20 protein-coding genes are annotated in these 19,010 nt (G+C 39.7%); 9 read left to right on the forward strand and 11 right to left on the reverse strand.

Annotation, left to right across the window (positions count from 1 at the left end; all coding sequences use genetic code 11):
* Nucleotides 1–134: 134 nt before the first annotated feature.
* Nucleotides 135–836: a DUF8817 family protein gene (locus AC6CH7_RS11130; protein WP_498262770.1), complete on the reverse strand. Its 702-nt coding sequence runs from the start codon at nt 834–836 to the stop codon at nt 135–137.
* Between the two features lie 122 nt (nt 837–958).
* Here AC6CH7_RS11130 and AC6CH7_RS11135 point away from each other — a divergent pair, with 122 nt between their 5' ends.
* The 4 genes from AC6CH7_RS11135 to AC6CH7_RS11150 are packed head-to-tail and all read left to right on the forward strand — an operon-like array spanning nt 959 to nt 2,557.
* Nucleotides 959–1,327 (forward strand): winged helix-turn-helix transcriptional regulator, encoded by a 369-nt coding sequence (locus tag AC6CH7_RS11135; protein ID WP_498262771.1) that lies wholly within the window; start codon nt 959–961, stop codon nt 1,325–1,327.
* Between the two features lie 13 nt (nt 1,328–1,340).
* Entirely contained in the window at nt 1,341–1,619 is a 279-nt protein-coding gene (locus AC6CH7_RS11140; protein ID WP_498262772.1) for a hypothetical protein, read from the forward strand.
* 4 nt (nt 1,620–1,623) lie between these two features.
* Nucleotides 1,624–2,019 (forward strand): hypothetical protein, encoded by a 396-nt coding sequence (locus tag AC6CH7_RS11145; protein ID WP_498262773.1) that lies wholly within the window; start codon nt 1,624–1,626, stop codon nt 2,017–2,019.
* Between the two features lie 52 nt (nt 2,020–2,071).
* Nucleotides 2,072–2,557: a tautomerase family protein gene (locus AC6CH7_RS11150; protein WP_498262774.1), complete on the forward strand. Its 486-nt coding sequence runs from the start codon at nt 2,072–2,074 to the stop codon at nt 2,555–2,557.
* Nucleotides 2,558–2,970: 413 nt separating this feature from the next.
* Here the strand turns inward: AC6CH7_RS11150 and mnmE are convergent, their stop codons facing one another.
* A complete protein-coding gene (gene mnmE, locus AC6CH7_RS11155; RefSeq protein ID WP_498262775.1) occupies nt 2,971–4,341 on the reverse strand; it encodes a tRNA uridine-5-carboxymethylaminomethyl(34) synthesis GTPase MnmE in 1,371 nt (456 codons plus the stop codon).
* A 107-nt stretch (nt 4,342–4,448) separates the two neighbouring features.
* Between mnmE and AC6CH7_RS11160 the strand changes: the two genes are divergently transcribed.
* Complete coding sequence (locus AC6CH7_RS11160) at nt 4,449–5,567, forward strand: AI-2E family transporter (protein WP_498262776.1); 1,119 nt, start codon at nt 4,449–4,451, stop codon at nt 5,565–5,567.
* Between the two features lie 168 nt (nt 5,568–5,735).
* Here the strand turns inward: AC6CH7_RS11160 and argS are convergent, their stop codons facing one another.
* Nucleotides 5,736–7,514 carry an arginine--tRNA ligase gene (gene argS, locus AC6CH7_RS11165; protein WP_498262777.1) on the reverse strand — a complete coding sequence of 593 codons (1,779 nt, stop codon included), beginning with the start codon at nt 7,512–7,514 and terminating at the stop codon, nt 5,736–5,738.
* 25 nt (nt 7,515–7,539) lie between these two features.
* Nucleotides 7,540–8,490 (reverse strand): arginase, encoded by a 951-nt coding sequence (gene rocF / locus AC6CH7_RS11170; protein WP_498262778.1) that lies wholly within the window; start codon nt 8,488–8,490, stop codon nt 7,540–7,542.
* 103 nt (nt 8,491–8,593) lie between these two features.
* On the opposite strand from rocF, the gene AC6CH7_RS11175 reads away from it, so the two are divergent.
* Complete coding sequence (locus AC6CH7_RS11175) at nt 8,594–9,985, forward strand: arginine decarboxylase (RefSeq protein WP_048905642.1); 1,392 nt, start codon at nt 8,594–8,596, stop codon at nt 9,983–9,985.
* A gap of 115 nt (nt 9,986–10,100) precedes the next feature.
* On the opposite strand, the gene AC6CH7_RS11180 is transcribed toward AC6CH7_RS11175, so the two are convergent.
* Both AC6CH7_RS11180 and AC6CH7_RS11185 read right to left on the reverse strand, forming a co-directional pair.
* Nucleotides 10,101–10,667, reverse strand: a complete 567-nt coding sequence (locus tag AC6CH7_RS11180; RefSeq protein ID WP_498262779.1) for an alpha/beta fold hydrolase — start codon at nt 10,665–10,667, stop codon at nt 10,101–10,103.
* A 108-nt stretch (nt 10,668–10,775) separates the two neighbouring features.
* The gene (locus AC6CH7_RS11185) at nt 10,776–11,444 is read right to left on the reverse strand and encodes a 3-keto-disaccharide hydrolase (RefSeq protein WP_498262780.1); all 669 of its coding nucleotides are present in this window, start codon (nt 11,442–11,444) and stop codon (nt 10,776–10,778) included.
* 197 nt (nt 11,445–11,641) lie between these two features.
* On the opposite strand from AC6CH7_RS11185, the gene AC6CH7_RS11190 reads away from it, so the two are divergent.
* A complete protein-coding gene (locus AC6CH7_RS11190; protein ID WP_498262781.1) occupies nt 11,642–12,424 on the forward strand; it encodes an NIPSNAP family protein in 783 nt (260 codons plus the stop codon).
* A 6-nt stretch (nt 12,425–12,430) separates the two neighbouring features.
* Here the strand turns inward: AC6CH7_RS11190 and AC6CH7_RS11195 are convergent, their stop codons facing one another.
* Complete coding sequence (locus AC6CH7_RS11195; protein ID WP_498262782.1) at nt 12,431–13,255, reverse strand: ion transporter; 825 nt, start codon at nt 13,253–13,255, stop codon at nt 12,431–12,433.
* A gap of 6 nt (nt 13,256–13,261) precedes the next feature.
* Nucleotides 13,262–13,957, reverse strand: coding sequence for a DUF421 domain-containing protein (locus AC6CH7_RS11200; protein WP_498262783.1), 696 nt, complete (start codon nt 13,955–13,957; stop codon nt 13,262–13,264).
* Nucleotides 13,958–14,090: 133 nt separating this feature from the next.
* Between AC6CH7_RS11200 and AC6CH7_RS11205 the strand changes: the two genes are divergently transcribed.
* Entirely contained in the window at nt 14,091–15,092 is a 1,002-nt protein-coding gene (locus AC6CH7_RS11205; RefSeq protein WP_498262784.1) for a glycoside hydrolase family 5 protein, read from the forward strand.
* 442 nt (nt 15,093–15,534) lie between these two features.
* Here the strand turns inward: AC6CH7_RS11205 and AC6CH7_RS11210 are convergent, their stop codons facing one another.
* Nucleotides 15,535–15,969 (reverse strand): VOC family protein, encoded by a 435-nt coding sequence (locus tag AC6CH7_RS11210; RefSeq protein WP_498262785.1) that lies wholly within the window; start codon nt 15,967–15,969, stop codon nt 15,535–15,537.
* A gap of 459 nt (nt 15,970–16,428) precedes the next feature.
* Between AC6CH7_RS11210 and AC6CH7_RS11215 the strand changes: the two genes are divergently transcribed.
* Nucleotides 16,429–17,637, forward strand: a complete 1,209-nt coding sequence (locus AC6CH7_RS11215) for a S41 family peptidase (RefSeq protein ID WP_498262786.1) — start codon at nt 16,429–16,431, stop codon at nt 17,635–17,637.
* Between the two features lie 177 nt (nt 17,638–17,814).
* Here AC6CH7_RS11215 and AC6CH7_RS11220 read toward each other — a convergent pair whose 3' ends face one another.
* Nucleotides 17,815–18,291 (reverse strand): DUF4405 domain-containing protein, encoded by a 477-nt coding sequence (locus tag AC6CH7_RS11220; protein WP_498262787.1) that lies wholly within the window; start codon nt 18,289–18,291, stop codon nt 17,815–17,817.
* A gap of 11 nt (nt 18,292–18,302) precedes the next feature.
* Complete coding sequence (locus AC6CH7_RS11225; RefSeq protein WP_498262788.1) at nt 18,303–18,896, reverse strand: NAD(P)H-dependent oxidoreductase; 594 nt, start codon at nt 18,894–18,896, stop codon at nt 18,303–18,305.
* Between the last annotated feature and the right edge of the window lie 114 nt (nt 18,897–19,010).

Consider the following 19,010-nt stretch of genomic DNA (forward strand, 5'->3'; position numbering starts at 1 on the left):
AAAATAACCTAAACAACAACTGAAAGCCCTGATGGTTGCTTATCCTAACATCATTGGCTGATTTCACCCGGCCAACCAAAAGGATAAAGCGAATTAGTTGCAGATGTTTAAGATTTAAGCACTGCCCCGACTTGTCAGCTTTTCCAGTGGTGTTTTAGCTCCAATTCCAGTAATTTCTCCCCGGGGATTTTAAGACCTGCCAGCAATTCAGTGCATTCCTTCCACTTAGCTTCATCAGCCAGTACTCTGGCCAGTTCAATTCTCATGATCAAAGCCTCTGCCAGTTCGGCCTTTCTGGCCCCTGTCAGGTACTTTTTCAGGGCCTGATCAAGCGTTTTTGCGGCCGCGGGATAGTCTTCTTTGAAATCCCTTAACCTGACAGCCAGAGCAACTGACTTATTCAGTTGAGTTAGCTTCAGGCTGTTTTCAGCTTGATAGCCGGCCTCGTCGCGGCCCCCATCCTGCAGCACAACTACCGAATTGCCTGAAGGATCGGTAATGGTAAAGCGTGTCTGCGTGGGTTTCATTCTCGAAATCCTTGGCAGACCGGCAGCAGAAACCTTTCCAAACTTAGCCCTAAGGGAATGGGAAAACTCCTGATAAACATTTTGAACATCTGATACCACCACCAGGCAGCCATAATAAACCTGTGAAACATCCATGCCCCTGGTATGTGCAAAATGTAGCTGGTGACCAGCTCTTTCAACAACCGCGTATTTATACGGGTGATCTTGCCGATAAGTAACTGTAAAGCCCAGTGTTTCCCAAAAAGTGAGCGTCGGCTCCGCAGCAAGGTATTTCAGTACAGGTATGGTCAGCCATTCTCTGTTTTTCATAATTTTTACATGGATAAAGCCCAAAGGTACCGCTTGGGGATGGCTTTATTCCTTTATATACTTTTTTCACAGTAAACGGGAAGGCGCCGCAGAAAACTGAAATAAATAAATAAATTTGTTTTATGCAGGAATTCATTCACGATAAAAAACTTTATTACAGCCCGATTGAATTTGCCCTTTCCCATCTGGGCGGCACCTGGAACATTCCGATTCTGCTGCACCTGAAAGATGGTCCGCTCCGATACCGGGAGTTAAAAGCGGGCATTCCGTACATCACAGATAAAATGCTCCATACGCAGCTCAGGACATTGGAAAATAAGCAAATGCTCCTGCGGAATGCTTTCCGAGAGAAGCCCCCGCGGGTAGAATATACCCTGACACAGCGGGCCGTAGCGGCACTCGATGTCATTGAGGCGCTGAGCAAATACGGTGAACTGTTAATGGATCTGGAAGCGGAACACATCAATTCAAAATTTCTTAGCTTTAAGTAAATCAAAGGCAGCTGTGAAAGATTTAATACATAAGCAACAAAAAGAAAACAAAAAACTTAGTGTTTTTGTAAACAAGTGGCACACCCGGGGAAGCGTCTGTGACGAAAAAGGAAACATTACTCGAAAAGTTGATGCTACTGACAGCAAGGTTGTGTTTAAAAGGAAAGAGCCACATCAGCATTACATCAATATTCAGATGCTCGCCAAAAATGGCACGAATGGATGGATATCATTTTATCGGAAACCCATGAGCCACCCAAAAAGAACACAAGTTGATCACAATAAAATTTAGTGTTATGAATCTCAAGACATTGTTTATTATGGCCGCCGTATATCTGGCATTTTCTGGCCTTGGTTTTATTCTGGCACCAAATGTATTCGGCAGAGGAGCCGTTCCCCGGGACGCTTCTGCTGCCCTGATTGCCTATCTGAGGGTTTTCGGAAGCCCCTTGCTGGGAATCGCTGTTTTGGACTGGATGGTGAGAAATGAACATCCATCCAGGGCAAGAAATGCGATTGTTCTTGGCAATATTGTTGGATTTGGGGTGATCGCAGCACTGGATCTCTGGGGACTTTTTCATCAGGCCAGGCCCGCAACCAAAGTGTTTGTGATTATACACCTGTTTTTTGCGATTTCTTTTATCCTGACCGGCTGGAGGAACAGATCCTCAAAACCAGACGGTTTGGAATAGCAAATAATAATTTACAGATTTAGTTATCGGTTGTACCGTACAACCCGAAGATATGGTTGCAATGATTGTTTCAATCATATACCCCGGCGCAACAGGTTTTCAGGGTAAAGGTATAGTTGATTTAAGTTATAATCTATTCATTTTAAATATGGCGCAAATTAAATTGTATGGAATCAGAGAAATAATGCATCCCCGAAGGATAAGGATTTCAGAAGTGTTACACAGCTGCATAGTGGACGCGTTTAAATACCCTGCAGATAAAAAAATACATAGGTTTATTTATTTAGAAAGGGACAGCTTTTTTTATCCCCAGGGCAGGACGGAAAATTATATTATTATCGAGGTCAGCATTTTCGAAGGGCGAACTCTAGAGGCCAAAAAAAGACTATTGCAACTTATCTTTGAGCGATTTGAAAGGGAACTGGAGATTTCGCCGATAGATGTAGAAATAACTATTTTTGAAACACCAATGTCCAACTGGGGCATTCGCGGTAAAAGTGCAGATGAATTGATTTTGGATTATAAAGTTAACATTTAATCCGTTTTTAACTTCTCAAATCACTCTTAGTCATCCCTCATAGCTTATCAAAATCCAGATTGGTTTGGGTTAAAAGCTCAGAAAATCCAGGTCGACCAGTTAATTGGCCACTGGGAACTGAAGGATCTGACAGGCAACAAACGGCAGGAATTACGGCCGCTGTCTAATCCTAATATAGCTTGTCTGTGGGTGAAGGTAATCTGTTCAACCAAATTGTGCATACCACCTTTTAAGCTTTAATATAGCGCCAGAATTCTATTTTTTATATTTATAGAAGTAAACATCTATTCTATCTAATTATATACTTTTTGTTATATAATTGAGAACTGAAGTTCATATTCCCCAGCAGTTCCGCGTAATTCTGACCACTTCAATGTTGCTACTCGTCGTAATTATGCAGTAATTATCATGGATTATTTTCCGATACAAAACTTACTAAATATATTCTCAAGGAGATCATCGGTAGTAACCTGACCGGTTATCTCTCCTAAATAATGTAATGCTTGTTTAATATCCATTGCTAAAAAGTCGGAAGTAACCGGATTATCCAAACCATTGGCCACGCTATTTAAAGCCGCCTGAGTTTTTTGTAGGGCCTCCACATGTCTGATATTGGTTACCATGGTATGACTGTCCGATAGCTTATCACCTACTGCAGTATCATAAAGCAATTGTTTCAATTGCTCAATATACTGATTTTCTTTAGCAGAAATTGCAATAAATTCTATATCTGAAGGAAGCTTAAGCTCCTTTAAACGGTCGCTGTAAGAAAGATCCATTTTATTAGCAACAGCCAGAAAAGGTATACCTGGCTTATGTAAACGGGCAATATCGTCATGAATTTCGGTGACCGATGTATTAACCACATCAAACAAATACACTAATAACGCCGACTGACGAATCTTTTGCATGGTTTTTTCAACCCCAATGGCTTCGATCGTGTCAGTGGCTTCGCGAATACCTGCGGTATCAATTAACCTGAAATTGATGCCATTTATATTCAGCAGTTCTTCAATCGTGTCACGTGTTGTCCCGGCAATCTCGCTGACAATCGCGCGGTCTTCATTTAAGAGCGCATTTAACAAAGTAGATTTACCCGCATTTGGCCTGCCTGCAATTACCGTATTAATTCCCTGTTTAATCACATTACCCAGTTCAAAGGAACGGATGAGTTTATTTAATACAACAGTGATTTTGGCAATCAGCTCCTGCAATTGATCTCTATTAGCAAACTCAACGTCTTCCTCAGCAAAGTCAAGCTCAAGTTCAATCATTGAAGCAAAGTGAATCAATTGCTCACGCAATACATTAAGTTCAGTACTAAAACCACCTCTTAGTTGATTCATAGCTACCTGATGAGCAGCAGCTGAATCTGAAGAAATCAAATCAGCAACAGCCTCTGCCTGAGATAAATCTAATCCCCCATTTAAAAATGCCCTTAAAGTAAATTCACCTGGTTTTGCCGCACTGGCACCTCTCTTTATCAAAAGCGTAATAATCTGCTGAATGATATAATTAGAACCATGGCAAGATATTTCGACAACGTTTTCCTTTGTATATGATTTTGGAGCGACAAATAAACTCACAAGAACCTCATCTATAACAACATTCCCATCTTTAATTAAACCAAAGTGTATAGTGTGAGATTCCTGAGCCAGCAAATCTTTACCACTGAAAACCGAGTTGGTAATAGCTATTGCATCTTTTCCTGAAAGACGTATAACACCTATTGCGCCCACTCCTGGCGGTGTAGATAAAGCAATTATGGTTTCGTTTGTGATCATTTGTTCTGTATGTGTATTGGTTTTATTAAAGGGTACTTTGTTGCAAAACTAGCCAAACATTTCATACCTTTCAGTGTTACTCATTGAAAAATCTAAATACTTTACCTATGACAGACATGCCTCTTACCGTAAAACGATCAATCGAATTATTGGGTCTGGTTTTATTAGTAGCGATCTTAGTAGTCGGCAACAACATTATCATGCCAGTTATTATGGCCTTTTTTATCAGCATTGTCGTGCTGCCAATCTATCGTTTTCTGATCAGAAGAAAACTTCCTGAGGCGGTGGCTATTATCCTCCCTATTTTATTACTGGTGATCCTGATCGGTCTGATCGTGTGGTTTTTCTCTTCCCAGATAGGCATTCTCGTAGATGATTTTCCGCAGATCAAGAACAATGTAAACATTCATCTGAAGTCTTTAAGTAATTGGGTAAGTAACATCAGTCACATCTCCACAACAGAGCAACTTAAATTCATTACCGAAAAAAGTGACGATCTTTTGGGAATGGCAGGTAAGGCTGCAAGCGGGGCTGCAGTTACCTTAAGTTCGGTATTCGTTTTTGTCGGTCTGCTGCCTATTTATATTTACCTGATGCTGTTCTACAAAGATATTTTGCTGCGCTTTATATTTATGTGGTTTAAACCGGAACACCATCCAAAGGTCAAAGAAGCCATTTTTGAGACAGAGGTCATTATCAAAAGTTACCTGGTGGGCTTGTTGATCCAGGTCAGCTATATGACCATATTATTAGGTGGTATTCTGTTTTTTGTAGGAATTAAGCATGCTCTGCTGATCGGGGTGATCTTTGCCATCCTGAATTTGATCCCTTATGTAGGTGCGTTGGTAGGTAATATTATCGGGGTTTTGTTAACTCTTACATCTTCTACCGAACTTTGGCCGGTGCTTACTGTACTGATTGTGATTGCGGTAGTTCAGTTTTTGGACAACAATATACTGATGCCTAGAATTGTGGGCTCAAAAGTGAAGATAAACGCCTTGTTTGCCATCTTAGGGGTGATCATTGGGGGAAGTATTGCCGGTGTATCGGGCATGTTCCTCTCCCTTCCGGTCATTGCAGTATTGAAGGTCATTTTCGACCGGACTGTGATGTTTAAACAATGGGGCGTACTATTGGGAGATGAACGTCCGGCTAAGAGTCCGATGAGTTTTGCGAGCTTCAGGAAAAAGAAACCGATAACGGTTAAAACAGGAACAGAAAAATAAAACTGTTCCCATTGTTTTGGCGCCAGGGCCCTACTGGGGTTTTGGGAGGGCTAATTGCCCTTCGAATGCCCCAGCAAGGCCCTAGCAAAGATCCGCCGCACTTAACTTACCATCAAATCTGAAGCAGCTTTGACTTCATTTCTATTTGGTACAGCCACATATTAATTTTTACATTCTTTCGGGTACAGTAATGCCCAGTATATTCATTCCTGCCTTAAGAATGCTGGCAGTAACAGAACTTAAATTCAGGCGATGTTGCTTAATTGCGCTATCTTCCTCTTTTACAATTGGTGGAACTTCATGATAGAATTTATTGAACATCTTTGCAACCTCATAAAGATAGTTCGCTAAAGTAGCCGGACTATAAGCCTTAGCAGCAGCCGAGATTTCAGATGGGTATTTAGATAATAACATAATCATCTCCAATTCTGTAGCAGTTATTTCAACCTCTGGAGCAATAACTTCTGTAGAATAAGCCCCCTTGCTTAGCAAGGATTTTATGCGTGCGTGAGTGTATTGAATAAATGGACCAGTGTTCCCTTGAAAATCAATAGATTCAGATGGATCAAACAACAAGCGTTTTTTGGGCTCCACTTTTAAAAGAAAATACTTTAATGCGCCTAACCCTATTTGGTTATATAAAGCTTCTTTTTCTTCCTCAGAAAAATTGTTCACCTTACCCAATACTTCAGTCTTTTGTTTGGCTGTAGCCACCATTTCGGCAATCAGGTCATCAGCGTCGACCACAGTTCCTTCTCTCGATTTCATCTTACCGCTGGGTAAATCAACCATCCCATACGATAAGTGGTGTAAGCCTTTAGCCCATGACTTTCCTAATTTTTCAAGTATTAAAAACAACACTTTGAAATGATAATCCTGCTCGTTACCCACTACGTAGATGGACTGATCCATTTTGAAATCATCGTATTTCATCTGCGCTGTGCCCAGATCCTGGGTAATGTAAACGGAAGTTCCATCTGCACGTAAAACCAACTTCTGATCTAAACCATCAGCAGTTAGATCAATCCATACAGAACCATCAGGTTTTTTAAAGAAAACACCTTTCTCAAGCCCTTCATCAACAGTATCTTTACCCAATAAATAAGTATTACTTTCGTAATAATATTTATCAAAATCAACACCCAGATTCTTGTAGGTTACATCAAAGCCTTCGTAAACCCAACCATTCATCTTTTTCCAAAGACCAATAACTTCCGCATCACCAGCTTCCCAATCCTGAAGCATTTTTTGAGCTGCTACAATTAATGGAGCATTCTTTTTAGCTTCTTCTTCAGTTTGTCCGGTAGCTTTTAATGTCTCTATTTCTTTCTTGTATTCCTTGTCAAAAATCACATAATATTTACCCACAAGATGATCTCCTTTTAGGAAAGAACTTTCAGGAGTTTCGCCGTTCCCCCATCTTTGCCATGCCAGCATCGACTTGCAGATATGGATACCTCTATCGTTTACCAGGTTTACTTTAATTACCTCATAACCATCGGCTTTAAGTAGCTCAGCTACAGAGTAACCTAACAGGTTGTTTCTTACGTGACCTAAGTGTAATGGTTTATTTGTGTTTGGTGAAGAATATTCTACCATCACCTTCTGACCATTAGGTTTTATAGATCCGAACTTAGGGCTTAGCAGTTCCTTGTTGAATATGCTTAGCCAATATGAATCAGTAATGGTTAGATTCAAGAAACCTTTAATTACATTAAATGCAGTAACGTCTTGTACATTTGCTACTAAATATTCACCCAGCTCATTCGCTGTCACCTCTGGCGATTTTTTAGAAAGCCTAACCACAGGAAACACCACTATTGTTATTTGTCCTTCAAACTCACTTCTTGTGTCTTGCAGATTGATCTGATTTTCAGGGATGTCCTGATCGTATAATTGCTTTACTGCTGCAATAGTTACAGTTACTATATGTTGTTCAATATTCATGTTCTTATCTTATTTCGGAGCGTTTTTATTCGTTTCTAAAGGCGTTAGTAGCTTTAATCAAAATCTCAAAAGCATGTTCAGCCATTTGATTTTCCTTATCTAATGTTGGATTTACCTCTACAATCTCGAAGCAGCAAACCTTTTGGTTAGTAATCAGCCTGGACATTAAATTACCTGCTTCCCGCTCTGTTAATCCCTGTGCAACGGGAGTTCCTGTTCCCCTGGATGCAGTAGGATCAAGTGAATCCACATCAAAGGAAACGTAGATCATATCGCAATGATCCAGATACTTAAGTGTTTCAATAACAATCCGCTCTACTCCTCTTTTTCTTAACTCGGCTGTAGTAAATATTTTGACTTTATTTTTTTTTAGCAGATATTCCTCAGGTTTCTCCATATCCCTTGCAGAAATCAATACCAAATCGCGGTAATTAATTTTCGGAGCAATATTACCCACATTCTTAAGCTGATACCAATAATTAATAGTTTCCTGATCAAGCGTGTTAACTTTCGACTCCGTATTGTCTTCATCAAGTGCCATGGCAAGCGGCATTCCATGCATGTTTCCAGATGGCGTAGTGTAAGGTGAATGAATATCAGCATGCGCATCAATCCAAATTACCCCTAGTTTAGACTTTGGAAAAGCAGCTTTTATACCCGAAATTGTGCCTGCAGCTGTACTATGATCACCCGCAAGTACTATCGGGAACTCGTTTTTATTTAGTGTAGCATTTACCTCATCGCTTACCCGCTCTACCATGGTCAAAATACCAGAGATCCGTTTCGCAAATGGGCTACCTGTAGTTTCAAGCAGTAAATGGTTCTCATTTGGAACCTCTACAGTTTTATGTTTTTTAAAGAAACGACTGCCAAAGTCCAGCGCTGCAATCTTGATTGCATCCACTCCCAAACTCGCTCCCCGCGTACCGGCGCCAATCTCTGATTTTACTTCAATAATTTTTAAAGTCTTAGTCATAAAAAAAATACGGGTGTATTTTATAAAGTGTTTATCTTTGGCAACAAAATTAACTCATTTTAATTTGCCAAACCCTATAAATAATAGTTCAAAAATATAAAAAATGCAGAGTTACTCCGAATTTCTTGATCTAAGTGTTGGTTTTCCTCAGGAAGGTTTCAGCGTTATAGACGACGAATTATATTTTCAAGATCTAAATCTAATGGAAATGATTGAAACCTATGGTACGCCATTGCGTTTTACTTACCTCCCTTTGATTAGTAAAAAGATCCAGCAAGCCAAGTTGTTGTTCCAAACGGCTATCATCAAGAACAACTATCGCGGAGATTATAAGTATTGTTATTGCACCAAAAGTTCTCACTTCCGTCACATTGTAGAAGAAGCACTTAAAAATGGCATTCACTTAGAAACTTCATCTGCTTTTGATATGCCAATGATTGAGGCATTGGAGAAAAAAGGCGCTTTAACAAAAGACATAACCGTAATATGTAACGGTTTTAAAACGTATCAATACAAGCAGTATATTATCGATATGTTGCATGATGGATATAAAAACATCATCCCCGTTTTAGATAATAAAGAAGAATTTAATCTTTTTGATGATGAGGTTGAATTAGATACGCCATGTAACCTTGGTATCCGGATTGCGGCTGAGGAACAACCGGATTCGCAATTTTATACTTCAAGATTAGGTGTTCGTCTAGAAGATGTAATCGAGTTTTACAACAACAAAATCTCCGCTAATCCAAATTTCAGAGTAAAACTGTTACACTTCTTTATCAATTCAGGTATTACCGATTCTCCTTATTACTGGAATGAATTAGAAAAATACGTTACCCTTTACTGTAAGTTCAAAAAAATTAATCCGGAACTGGATACATTAGATATTGGTGGTGGTATGCCATTTAAAGATTCATTGGTATTCGATTTCGATTACGAATACATGGTAAATGAGATTGTAAAAAGGATTAAAGAGATTTGTGCTGAGCATGATGTTGTTGAACCAGATATTATTACTGAATTTGGAAAGTACACTGTTGCAGAGGCTTCAGGTATTTTGTACAAGGTATTAGGTCGTAAACAACAAAATGATAGGGAAAAGTGGTTGATGCTTGATGGATCGTTCATTACCAATCTTCCTGATGTCTGGGCATTGAACCAGAAATATATTTTACTTCCGGTGAACAATTGGGACGCAGAATATGAAAGGGTAAATTTAGGTGGCATTACCTGCGACGGACAAGATTATTACAATCAGGAAGCGCACATGAATAGTGTGTTTATGCCTAAAACACGTAAAGTACAGTACCTGGGTTTCTTTAATACCGGAGCGTATCAGGAAGTGTTAAGTGGTTACGGTGGTATTCACCACTGTCTATTGCCTAGTCCCAAGCATGTTATTATTCGCAGAAATAGAGATGAAACATTCAACTTTGAAGTATTCGGAGAAGAGCAGAATAGTAAGCAGGTACTTAAGATCCTGGGGTATACCTAGGTTATTAAGTAATTGTTCTTACACTAGTAATCTGCCTGCACATTCATTTGTGCAGGCTTTTTTTACATATTGAAGTTAGTGGCTGAGCGGCCGATACACATAAAATCCCTCCTAATTATTCCCCTTGGGCATCGTCAGTCAAATCCTGTATATCGTTAATCATATCTGGGATTGCACCATGATAGGAATGATCCACACCTGACAAAACTCTCCAATGTCCCTTGGGAATTAACTTTCGGTAGGACTTAAATTGGTGATTAGGGATCACTTCATCGTCCACTGAGTGATAAAAATAAATATTATCCAGCGTACTGAGCTTACCCAATAGATCATCTTCTATTGCATATTCAGAAACATCCCAATTCTGATCTTTCCAATAGGGAACGCCAAATAGGATCATTCCTATTACTTTGTCGGGGACAGGCTGCCTGGTAAAATATTTCAATATAATGGAGGCTCCTAAGGAATGACCGAGGAGAATAACCTTACCCGATAGACTATTGAGATTAGTTGCTAAAATGGCTTCCCAATCCAGGAAGGCAGGATGATCAGTATCCGGCATGGATGGATATGTAATTGTAAACTTATCGCCAAGATTATTCCTCAGCGCATCTATGATTACTTGCTCCTGTCCTGTTGATACATTGCCTGCCCCCTGAATAAATAATATTTCATAACTCATAGACTCTCTTTTATGTAAATGGTTAAATTAAACATACGTTCCTTGCTCCTGTCCGGATTTTTCATACTTTAAGATACACATAAAGCCCTTCCTTGCAAGACATCAAGACTACTTTCGGCGTAACTTTTCAATCAGGACGTCTTTATAAGACACAATCGCTTTACCGCCTCCATGTATTTGAAGCCCTATAAAACCGGATTGGGGAATATTAGGGTCTGTCTCTTTATAATCTATCGTCAGATGTCCATTCAAAAAAATACGGATCCGGTTACCTTCGGCAAGAATCTCAAAATCATTCCAGTCATCTGGCTTAAGGGCTTTTGCTATCAGTGCCGAATCAGGCATAGCTAAGGTTATATTCCTACGGGATTCATCATATAGGCTGGCCCAATAACCCGGACCGATATCACCCTGGTAACCTTTCATTTCATTAGGCGGATTAGTTAATCTTTGACTTCTGAATTGCACTCCTGCATTCACAAATCCCTGGTTACCTGTTAACTTAAATTTCAGACGTAATTTAAAATCGCTATAACTGTCTGAAGTTACCAGGAAATCGTTTTCAGGGACCTCCTGTGATAACGACCCGCCAGTTATTGCACCATCCTTGATCTGCCAGGTTTTAAGGGTGTCGCCTTCCCAGCCATTAAAAGTTTTGCCATCAAAAAGGAGCGTAAAATGCTTTCCTGAAATGTTTTTGTTGGATAATTGGCATCCCGATAGCAAACTCAGTAACAATGCCAAACAAACTATTGAAGAAAAAATCGCAAGACGCATAGGTTGGAAGTGATTTATGAAATGAAAATTTGTAAACTGTCTTGCCCTAATATAGTTATAAAGGTTTATTCTGGGGGGGCTGCAGCGATTGGAATAGATTGAAATTATATCAAAATACCAGAAAACTGCTATTTGATTATCAGCGATGTGGCGTTATCTTTAGGCTTGAAACTAGTTTAACCTAAAACCATAATCATATGCAACGCAGGAAATTTCTCCAGTCATCACTCACAGTTGCTGCAGGCCTGGCGGTAAGCACCACGTCTGCAATAGCGGCTGATCAATATTCAACACAAAAGGAAGTATACCAATGGCGCGAATATGAAATGTGTTTCGGCGCGGATCAGTTGCAACTGGAAAACTATTTTAAGGCAGCTCTTATTCCCGCATTGAATAAATATGGCGTAAAAACAGTTGGCGTGTTTAAGGAATGGACTAAATCAGAACCTGCTAAATTTTATCTACTGACACCTTATTCTTCTGTTGAGAACTACGTATCTGTAGATGCAAAAGTAAAAGCGGATGCAGATTACATTAAAAATAGTACAGTATATAACAGCATACCGGCAAGTAAAGCCTTATATAGCCGTTTCACCTCTTCTTTGATGCTTGCTTTTGACGGTTTTCCTGCAATGGTTATCCCAGCGGCTACATCCCGGATATTTGAATTGAGAACTTATGAAGGCTATAGTGAAGATGCGGTCAAAAGAAAAATTAAAATGTTCAATGAGGGAGAGTTCCCTATTTTTAACAGGGCAGAATTGAATCCAGTATTCTGTGGGGAAGTGATTGCCGGTGATAAGCTACCTCGCCTCACTTACATGATCACATGCAACAGCATGGAACAACGCGACAAAGGATGGGCTGCTTTTGTAGCTGATCCGGAATGGAAAAAATTAGTGTCGGATCCCCAGTATGCAGATACCATTTCCAAGATCAGCAATACCTTTTTGGTACCTACATCATATTCACAGGTATAAGCAAAGCTATTTATATAAAGAGGAGCCACAGTATTTACAGAATAGAGCGTCACTATCATGTCCCTCTTTACTGCAGTTGGGACAGGATTCATATTTATGCTTTTTCTTTCTTGCTGCCAGCGCCAGGTCATGGGTAATTATACCTGTGGGCACTGCAATTATAGCGTAACCGGTAAGCATTACTATGGAAGCAACGAATTTCCCCATTGGCGTTACCGGGGAAATATCCCCATAGCCTACTGTTGTTATCGTTACTATAGCCCAATAAATACTTTCAGGGATATTCGAAAATCCGTTTTCACGTTTTTCGACTAGATACATGATGGAGCCCAGAATTATGGAAAGCGTAAGTACAGTTAGTAAAAAGATGCTGATTTTTCGGATACTATCCTTAAGTGCCTGAGTAAGAAAATTGATCTCTGTTAAGAAATGGCCGAGCTTAAATATCCTGAATACCCTAAGGAGCCGTAACGCCCTGAACACTAGTAAAGACTGGGCGCCGACAAAGAAAATACTTAAATAAGAGGGTAATAGCGCTATCAAATCTATGATACCCAGAAGGCTGAATACGTATTTTATGGGCTGCCTTATACTGATCAGACGCAAAATGTACTCAATGGTAAACAGCACGCAAAATACCCATTCTATGCGATTAAATAGCGTTCCGTACTGTTTGTGGATATGTGCTACACTATCGAGCATAACCACCATTATACTCGTAAAAATGGCGATTAACAATCCGATATCAAAGGCCTTACCGGCTGGCGTATTAGATTCGTAAATAATCTCATGGAGGCTGAAACGCCAGTCTTTTTTATCTTTTAGTGTCATATCTCCTTATTTTATCCTTCGACTGTTAATGGCTTTCACCCATTTTTTGCGTTGGCATTTTTTACATTGATGTATTGAAGTCACGGGAAGTTGTTCCACGTTACCGCAGTATGAACAGGCATATTTTCCGGCCTTTTGTATTTTAACGGTATTTTGTTCAAATAACACGGGCAGTATTGGTAGTCCGTATTTTACCTCTTCGTCCGGATAATAATAGATGCTAATATTGCCTGAGGTTTCTAATATAGCTGTTTCAACTTGTCCCAAATGAGAAATGCTTTGCTGCCTTAATTCTGAAAAAAACTCGTCGTAAGCAAGCCCTTCCCTACCGAATTCTTCAATTGAGAATTCACCATTCTTAATTAAGTGAACACATTTTCCTTCTATCAGGTCATCGAGTTTTTTACTTTTCGCCATTAAATAGGTGGTCAGTCTGTAGGCTCCAACAATTACAGCAAAAACGATTACCGGTACTAATAAGCCAATCTCCTTGTAAAACATCGGATCACCGGCAGCAGAGCCCAAACTTATTATTACCACCAGTTCAAAAACCGAAAGCTGTCGTACACCACGTTTTCCCAATAATCTCAATCCGAAAAGGATGATAAAATACATCACAAGTGTTCGGATGGATATCTCAATCATGAATTCCCAGTTCTCTTTGCCAATTAGGAATCCGGACCAATCTATGGATAATAGCATAATGAAAATTTAGATTTAATTATGCAGTGCAATAACTCTACCAAATAGTTTATTGCTGTTAACATTCCAGCGCCTGTTTTTTATCAAAAGAATCTCGATAAATGGCTAACTTGCTGTTTCATTAGAAATTTATATGGAAGGTAATAAACATTGCATTATCAAAATTTCAGGAGTAATTGTACTCTTAATCTGGTCAGTAACATTTTGCAAAGCACAGCGGTTTAGTGCAGTGGGTTCACATGGTGCTTTAAAAGTTCAGGACGGCAAAATTTTGGATAGCCACAATAAGCCGCCCCAGTTGAGAGGGATAAGTTTGTCGTGGAGTGTATGGGGAGGCAGAAAATACTATAATCCGGAGACAGTAAGCTGGCTAAAGGCAGATTTCAAGGTTAATCTATTGCGGGTCTCTATGGCTGTTGAGCCTGATAGCGGTTATTTGAAAGATCCAATTGGCCAGGAAAAGCTCATTACAGCAGTTATTGAGGCGGCATTAAAAGAAGGTATATATGTTTTAATAGACTGGCACGATCATCATGCCAATGTGAACATAAAGGAAGCAAAAACCTTTTTTAAAAAAATGTCGGCAAAATATTCAGGTGTTCCTAACATTATTTACGAAATATGGAATGAGCCTGAGCGTGTTGAATGGAAAGTGGTGAAGGAATATGCATTGGAAGTTATCGCCGAAATACGTAAAAATGATAAGGAAAACATCATTGTTGTTGGAAGTCCAGCCTGGGATCAGGATATTGATGTCGCTGCAAAAGACCCTATTGAGGGATTCAAAAATATTGCTTACTCCTTTCATTTCTATGCCTCTGACCCTGATCACCAGGAGAAACTGATGAACAAAGCAGATGCTGCCCTTAGTCTTGGACTACCTGTTATGGTGACCGAATGGGGCGTTGGAGAGGCCAATGGGAATGGGGTGTTTGACAGGCAAAAATGTGATAAATGGGTAAACTGGATGGAGCGGCATAAACTAAGTTCTGCCAACTGGAACTTGACTGATAAAAAAGAAACCACTGCGTTGCTTTTACCCTCTGCTTCGGTATCCGGAGGATGGCCCCGGGAAATGCTTACCCCGGCCGGGATTTATATCAGAGCGCTGCTCATTAAGTTAAATAAAAATTAAGCATGTTTTCACCTGCAATGAATTACCGGTGAGAATAAGGAGATAGCCTGATTTCATGATTGGTGCAACAGGAAGTCCATTGCAACACCTGCGCGAGCTTTTAGGAAAAAAAAGAAATATCTATGAGAATAAAAATCTGCCATAAATTGACTTAAATAAGTGTAAATAATACACTGCTCCGAAAGCACTGCCTCAGCGGAAATTCCGGGAATAATTATGCCTTTAAAAATCTTGCGGCCTGTGCATCAATAAAGTAATACCGAACTACCCTATTTTGCCAAACTTAAACCAACCACATCTTGGATAACTGATGATTGGATTGCAAAATAATGTTCCATTTGAGGGGTTAGAACAAATAGTCGTCTTAGAAAACAGTGCACAAAAAAAGCCAATGCGCTTTACATTGGCCCTAAATTATAGAGATGGTGATTTCCTTATCTTGTTATTTCTTGCTTTCCTCGTTATAACTCATCATCCAGTTTATCCCGAACTGATCGGTCAGCATCCCGAAATAGTCTCCCCAAAACGTATTTGCCAGTGACATGGTTATTTTTCCATTTGCGGCCAAAGCATTGAAAATTTGATCGGCTTCTTCTTTGCTATCTGCAGATACAGAAACAGAAAAGTTGTTCCCCTGCACAAATGCCGGTGCCCACTCCTCTGCGCAATCACTGCCCATCAGGATAGAGGCACCTATAGGTAAGGATACATGCATGACTTTGCCTTTATCGGCTTCAGGTACTTTGTATTCTGCGGTTTCGGGCATTTCGCCAAAGCGTCCGATGTAGGTAAATTCTCCGCCGAATACAGATTTGTAAAAGTTAAATGCTGACTCGCAATTTTCATTGAAGTTCAGATAGATGTTTGTTGTTGCCATAGTTTTCCCGTTTTTGGTTAAAATCTCAGTTCAAAATCACTAACAACTTTACATTAAAAACAAGAAATCACTAAAATATTTAGCTTTTTATGGCATGCCGGTAATTTATCATTGATAAAGAAGTTATTCCTGTTGAAACAAAAGTTATACCTTTTTCAGTTTTACACTGCTTTTCGAGCATGAGAGATCTCCGACCATAAGGTAGAACCAGAATAGAGGTTGAAATGCTTTTTTTGAAACCGCTGCGTCACATTCCCATGGCAATAAAGTCAATTTGGCCAGCTCACCTTTCCGGCGAATAAACGTATTTCCAGGGAGAGGGAAAACCGGCCTGACCGCCAAACTCTGGAGGAAGCACATTCGGTGAAAGCAGGTGGTCATGAACCTCTTTTTTTCCACGTAAGCTATGCAACATTTTGCAATCTGCGATGTCTTATAAAGGATTAACAGAGAACAATTATGATAAGAACAATTATTCTGGGCGCTATTTTGCTTCACAGTTATTTAGGTTTTAGTCAGCACTTATCTAAAACCGATTACCTGGAAGATCTGCAATATCTAAAAGATACGCTACCAAAAAGACACATCAATCTGTTTGCGAAGATCAGCAGAGCGGATTTTGATAAAAGTATAGCTACAATTGCATCACGACTGACTGCCCCGGATGATGAGACCTTTACTACGGAGCTTTTTAAACTTACTGTGGCCATTGGCGACGAGCACACCCGCGTGGAACGAGATTTCAGCAAAATAGTACCCATCAGATTTAATAAGTTCGCCGAGGGAATATATGTCACGGCAACCGATACCGCAAATGCCGACATTATGCTCTATCAGCTAACCGCTGTAAACGGACATGCAATCAATGAAGTGGCCTGTCGTTTCAAAGAGGTCATTCAAAGCACGAACCCATCCTATTTTGAGGTGGGATTTCTTCGTTTTATTAATAATCCGGTCATTTTGAAAGGCCTGGGGATCACAGGCAGCACCGATGAGACTACATTTGAATTAACTGCCCCTAATGGCAGAATAATTAAACGCCTCATCAGATCTGTAGCCGGTGAACACGCCGATAATCTACCCTTAGTACAGGTGAAGAACAAGCTGCTCTCCCAAAAAAGAAAGGAGAACTACTGGTATGAGTACAACGCGAAAACCGGCACTCTTTATTTTAATTACAACAAGTGTCAGGAACAGAATTCGTATCCGTTTTCCGCATTTAATGATGAGCTGTTTAGCGCTATTGCCAAAAACAAGCCCCAGCGCCTGGTTATTGATCTGCGTGACAACAGCGGAGGCAACTCCGGTATTTTAATGCCATTTATCCCCCTGATCCGGCAAAGCCATTTGAACAGCAAAGGAAAGTTGTTTGTACTCATTGGCAAGCGAACCTTCTCATCGGCGTTGATGAATGCGGTCACCCTAAAGCAGCAGACCTATGCGACATTGTTAGGAGAAGCAACCAGCGGCAGTGTGAACCATTACGGGGAAGTAAGAGGATTCAAGCTGCCGCATACCAAGATTGTCATCGGCTATTCGACCCGGTACTGGGAAACCTGGAAAGGACATGACGGGCCTTTGATGCCAGACATCCCCGTTAGTTACTCAGTAAAAAATTTTTTAAAGGGAATTGATGAAGCAATAGTTGCTGCTGATAACGCGCAATAAGGTTCTAAAAACTTGGAGAAGGCAAACAGACAACCACCCCATGGCCTAAAAAACGGCCTTTTACCCAATCGTTAAAAACTAACATATAAGCAATATCATCCCAAAAAAATGACAATAGTGAAATCCGCGAATGTTTCTCTGGGATTGCTTAAAACCAAAGCAGTGATCGGTAGGCAATTATTCGGTAATCAAATCAATCACTTTTTCAGGGTCAGCGCCGTTGTTAATACAGATGTCTTCTATAGTTCTTGCTTTCTCAATTAATATTCCGTTCTCTTTTAGTTTTTCAGAGGCCTTAACATAATTGATGTCCAATGCTTTGAAAGCATCTATAATGGGTGCTTTCACTATTTTACCTATCATGATTGTGTCCACCGGCGGGTACAATTTTTCTGAAATAATGAGTGTTACCGATAGCGTAAACGCACCCAGTAGCGCAGGAATAAAAACGCCGTTTTTGAAATGAATTCTTAAGGCTTTCCAATTGATAATGATATGAAAAATGGCACATATAATGAAAAACATATCTAAACATTCGTGCAGGACTTCCGTATAGCCGTCAAACAAATGGAAATACATCAGTAGGCCTGAAAGCCCCACCACAAGAAAAACCAAGGAAATAAAAGGGGTAATATAATTTCTTTTGAGTTTCATAATACCAGAGGCTATTTAGTTAATTTTGAAAATCTGTTTTCAAGATTGATTAACCAATTTTCTCTTTTTTGCTGACTTACAGATTTCACCGAAGTAAAACTTATCCAATTAAGATTTTTGTAACCCATAGTTTTAAAAACACTTCTTAACATTGCTTTACGGATTAAATTGCCAATGAGTAAAGCATACATTATCCTGGGTTTATTCATCGTGGTGATGATTGTTATACCTTTTAGGTTTTTTAATAGCGGAACTAATCCGAAACCTCTTGGATGATGGTCATATACAATTCCGGGACATAGCACCCGGTCAATAAATCCTTTGGTCATTGCAGGCATTAAATCCCACCAGATCGGGAAGATAAAAATCAAGTGGTCGGCTTTTTCCAAACGTTTATTATAATCTATTACTTGGGGGTCAACGGATTTGTGCTCAACAAAGGCTTTTAAGTCTGCCTCTGACATTACAGGATTAAAGCCGTCATTGTCCAGGTGCATAGGGTCAACTTCATGATTTGCATTTTTAAGCCCTTTTGTTACGGCACTTAATATGGCATTGTTATAACTTGTCTGGTAAGGATGATTAAATACGATTACTACTCTCATTTTTTATTTTGCCTGATTTTATATTGCAAAGTTGAGAAGTAGCAAGTGTGTGAACGATAACAATTGTTAAGAAATCCGAATGCGATTCAGGAACACAAAAGTAATCAAAAATTC

The organism is Pedobacter sp. GQ55 (assembly GCF_059758925.1).

Bases quoted from the DNA above. Each gene is read 5' to 3' on its own strand.
- AC6CH7_RS11130 (WP_498262770.1), bottom strand. From the start codon at position 836: ATGAAAAACAGAGAATGGCTGACCATACCTGTACTGAAATACCTTGCT.
- AC6CH7_RS11135 (WP_498262771.1), top strand. From the start codon at position 959: ATGCAGGAATTCATTCACGATAAAAAACTTTATTACAGCCCGATTGAA.
- AC6CH7_RS11145 (WP_498262773.1), top strand. From the start codon at position 1,624: ATGAATCTCAAGACATTGTTTATTATGGCCGCCGTATATCTGGCATTT.
- AC6CH7_RS11150 (WP_498262774.1), top strand. From the start codon at position 2,072: ATGGTTGCAATGATTGTTTCAATCATATACCCCGGCGCAACAGGTTTT.
- mnmE (WP_498262775.1), bottom strand. From the start codon at position 4,341: ATGATCACAAACGAAACCATAATTGCTTTATCTACACCGCCAGGAGTG.
- AC6CH7_RS11160 (WP_498262776.1), top strand. From the start codon at position 4,449: ATGACAGACATGCCTCTTACCGTAAAACGATCAATCGAATTATTGGGT.
- argS (WP_498262777.1), bottom strand. From the start codon at position 7,514: ATGAATATTGAACAACATATAGTAACTGTAACTATTGCAGCAGTAAAG.
- rocF (WP_498262778.1), bottom strand. From the start codon at position 8,490: ATGACTAAGACTTTAAAAATTATTGAAGTAAAATCAGAGATTGGCGCC.
- AC6CH7_RS11175 (WP_048905642.1), top strand. From the start codon at position 8,594: ATGCAGAGTTACTCCGAATTTCTTGATCTAAGTGTTGGTTTTCCTCAG.
- AC6CH7_RS11180 (WP_498262779.1), bottom strand. From the start codon at position 10,667: ATGAGTTATGAAATATTATTTATTCAGGGGGCAGGCAATGTATCAACA.
- AC6CH7_RS11185 (WP_498262780.1), bottom strand. From the start codon at position 11,444: ATGCGTCTTGCGATTTTTTCTTCAATAGTTTGTTTGGCATTGTTACTG.
- AC6CH7_RS11190 (WP_498262781.1), top strand. From the start codon at position 11,642: ATGCAACGCAGGAAATTTCTCCAGTCATCACTCACAGTTGCTGCAGGC.
- AC6CH7_RS11195 (WP_498262782.1), bottom strand. From the start codon at position 13,255: ATGACACTAAAAGATAAAAAAGACTGGCGTTTCAGCCTCCATGAGATT.
- AC6CH7_RS11200 (WP_498262783.1), bottom strand. From the start codon at position 13,957: ATGCTATTATCCATAGATTGGTCCGGATTCCTAATTGGCAAAGAGAAC.
- AC6CH7_RS11205 (WP_498262784.1), top strand. From the start codon at position 14,091: ATGGAAGGTAATAAACATTGCATTATCAAAATTTCAGGAGTAATTGTA.
- AC6CH7_RS11210 (WP_498262785.1), bottom strand. From the start codon at position 15,969: ATGGCAACAACAAACATCTATCTGAACTTCAATGAAAATTGCGAGTCA.
- AC6CH7_RS11215 (WP_498262786.1), top strand. From the start codon at position 16,429: ATGATAAGAACAATTATTCTGGGCGCTATTTTGCTTCACAGTTATTTA.
- AC6CH7_RS11220 (WP_498262787.1), bottom strand. From the start codon at position 18,291: ATGAAACTCAAAAGAAATTATATTACCCCTTTTATTTCCTTGGTTTTT.
- AC6CH7_RS11225 (WP_498262788.1), bottom strand. From the start codon at position 18,896: ATGAGAGTAGTAATCGTATTTAATCATCCTTACCAGACAAGTTATAAC.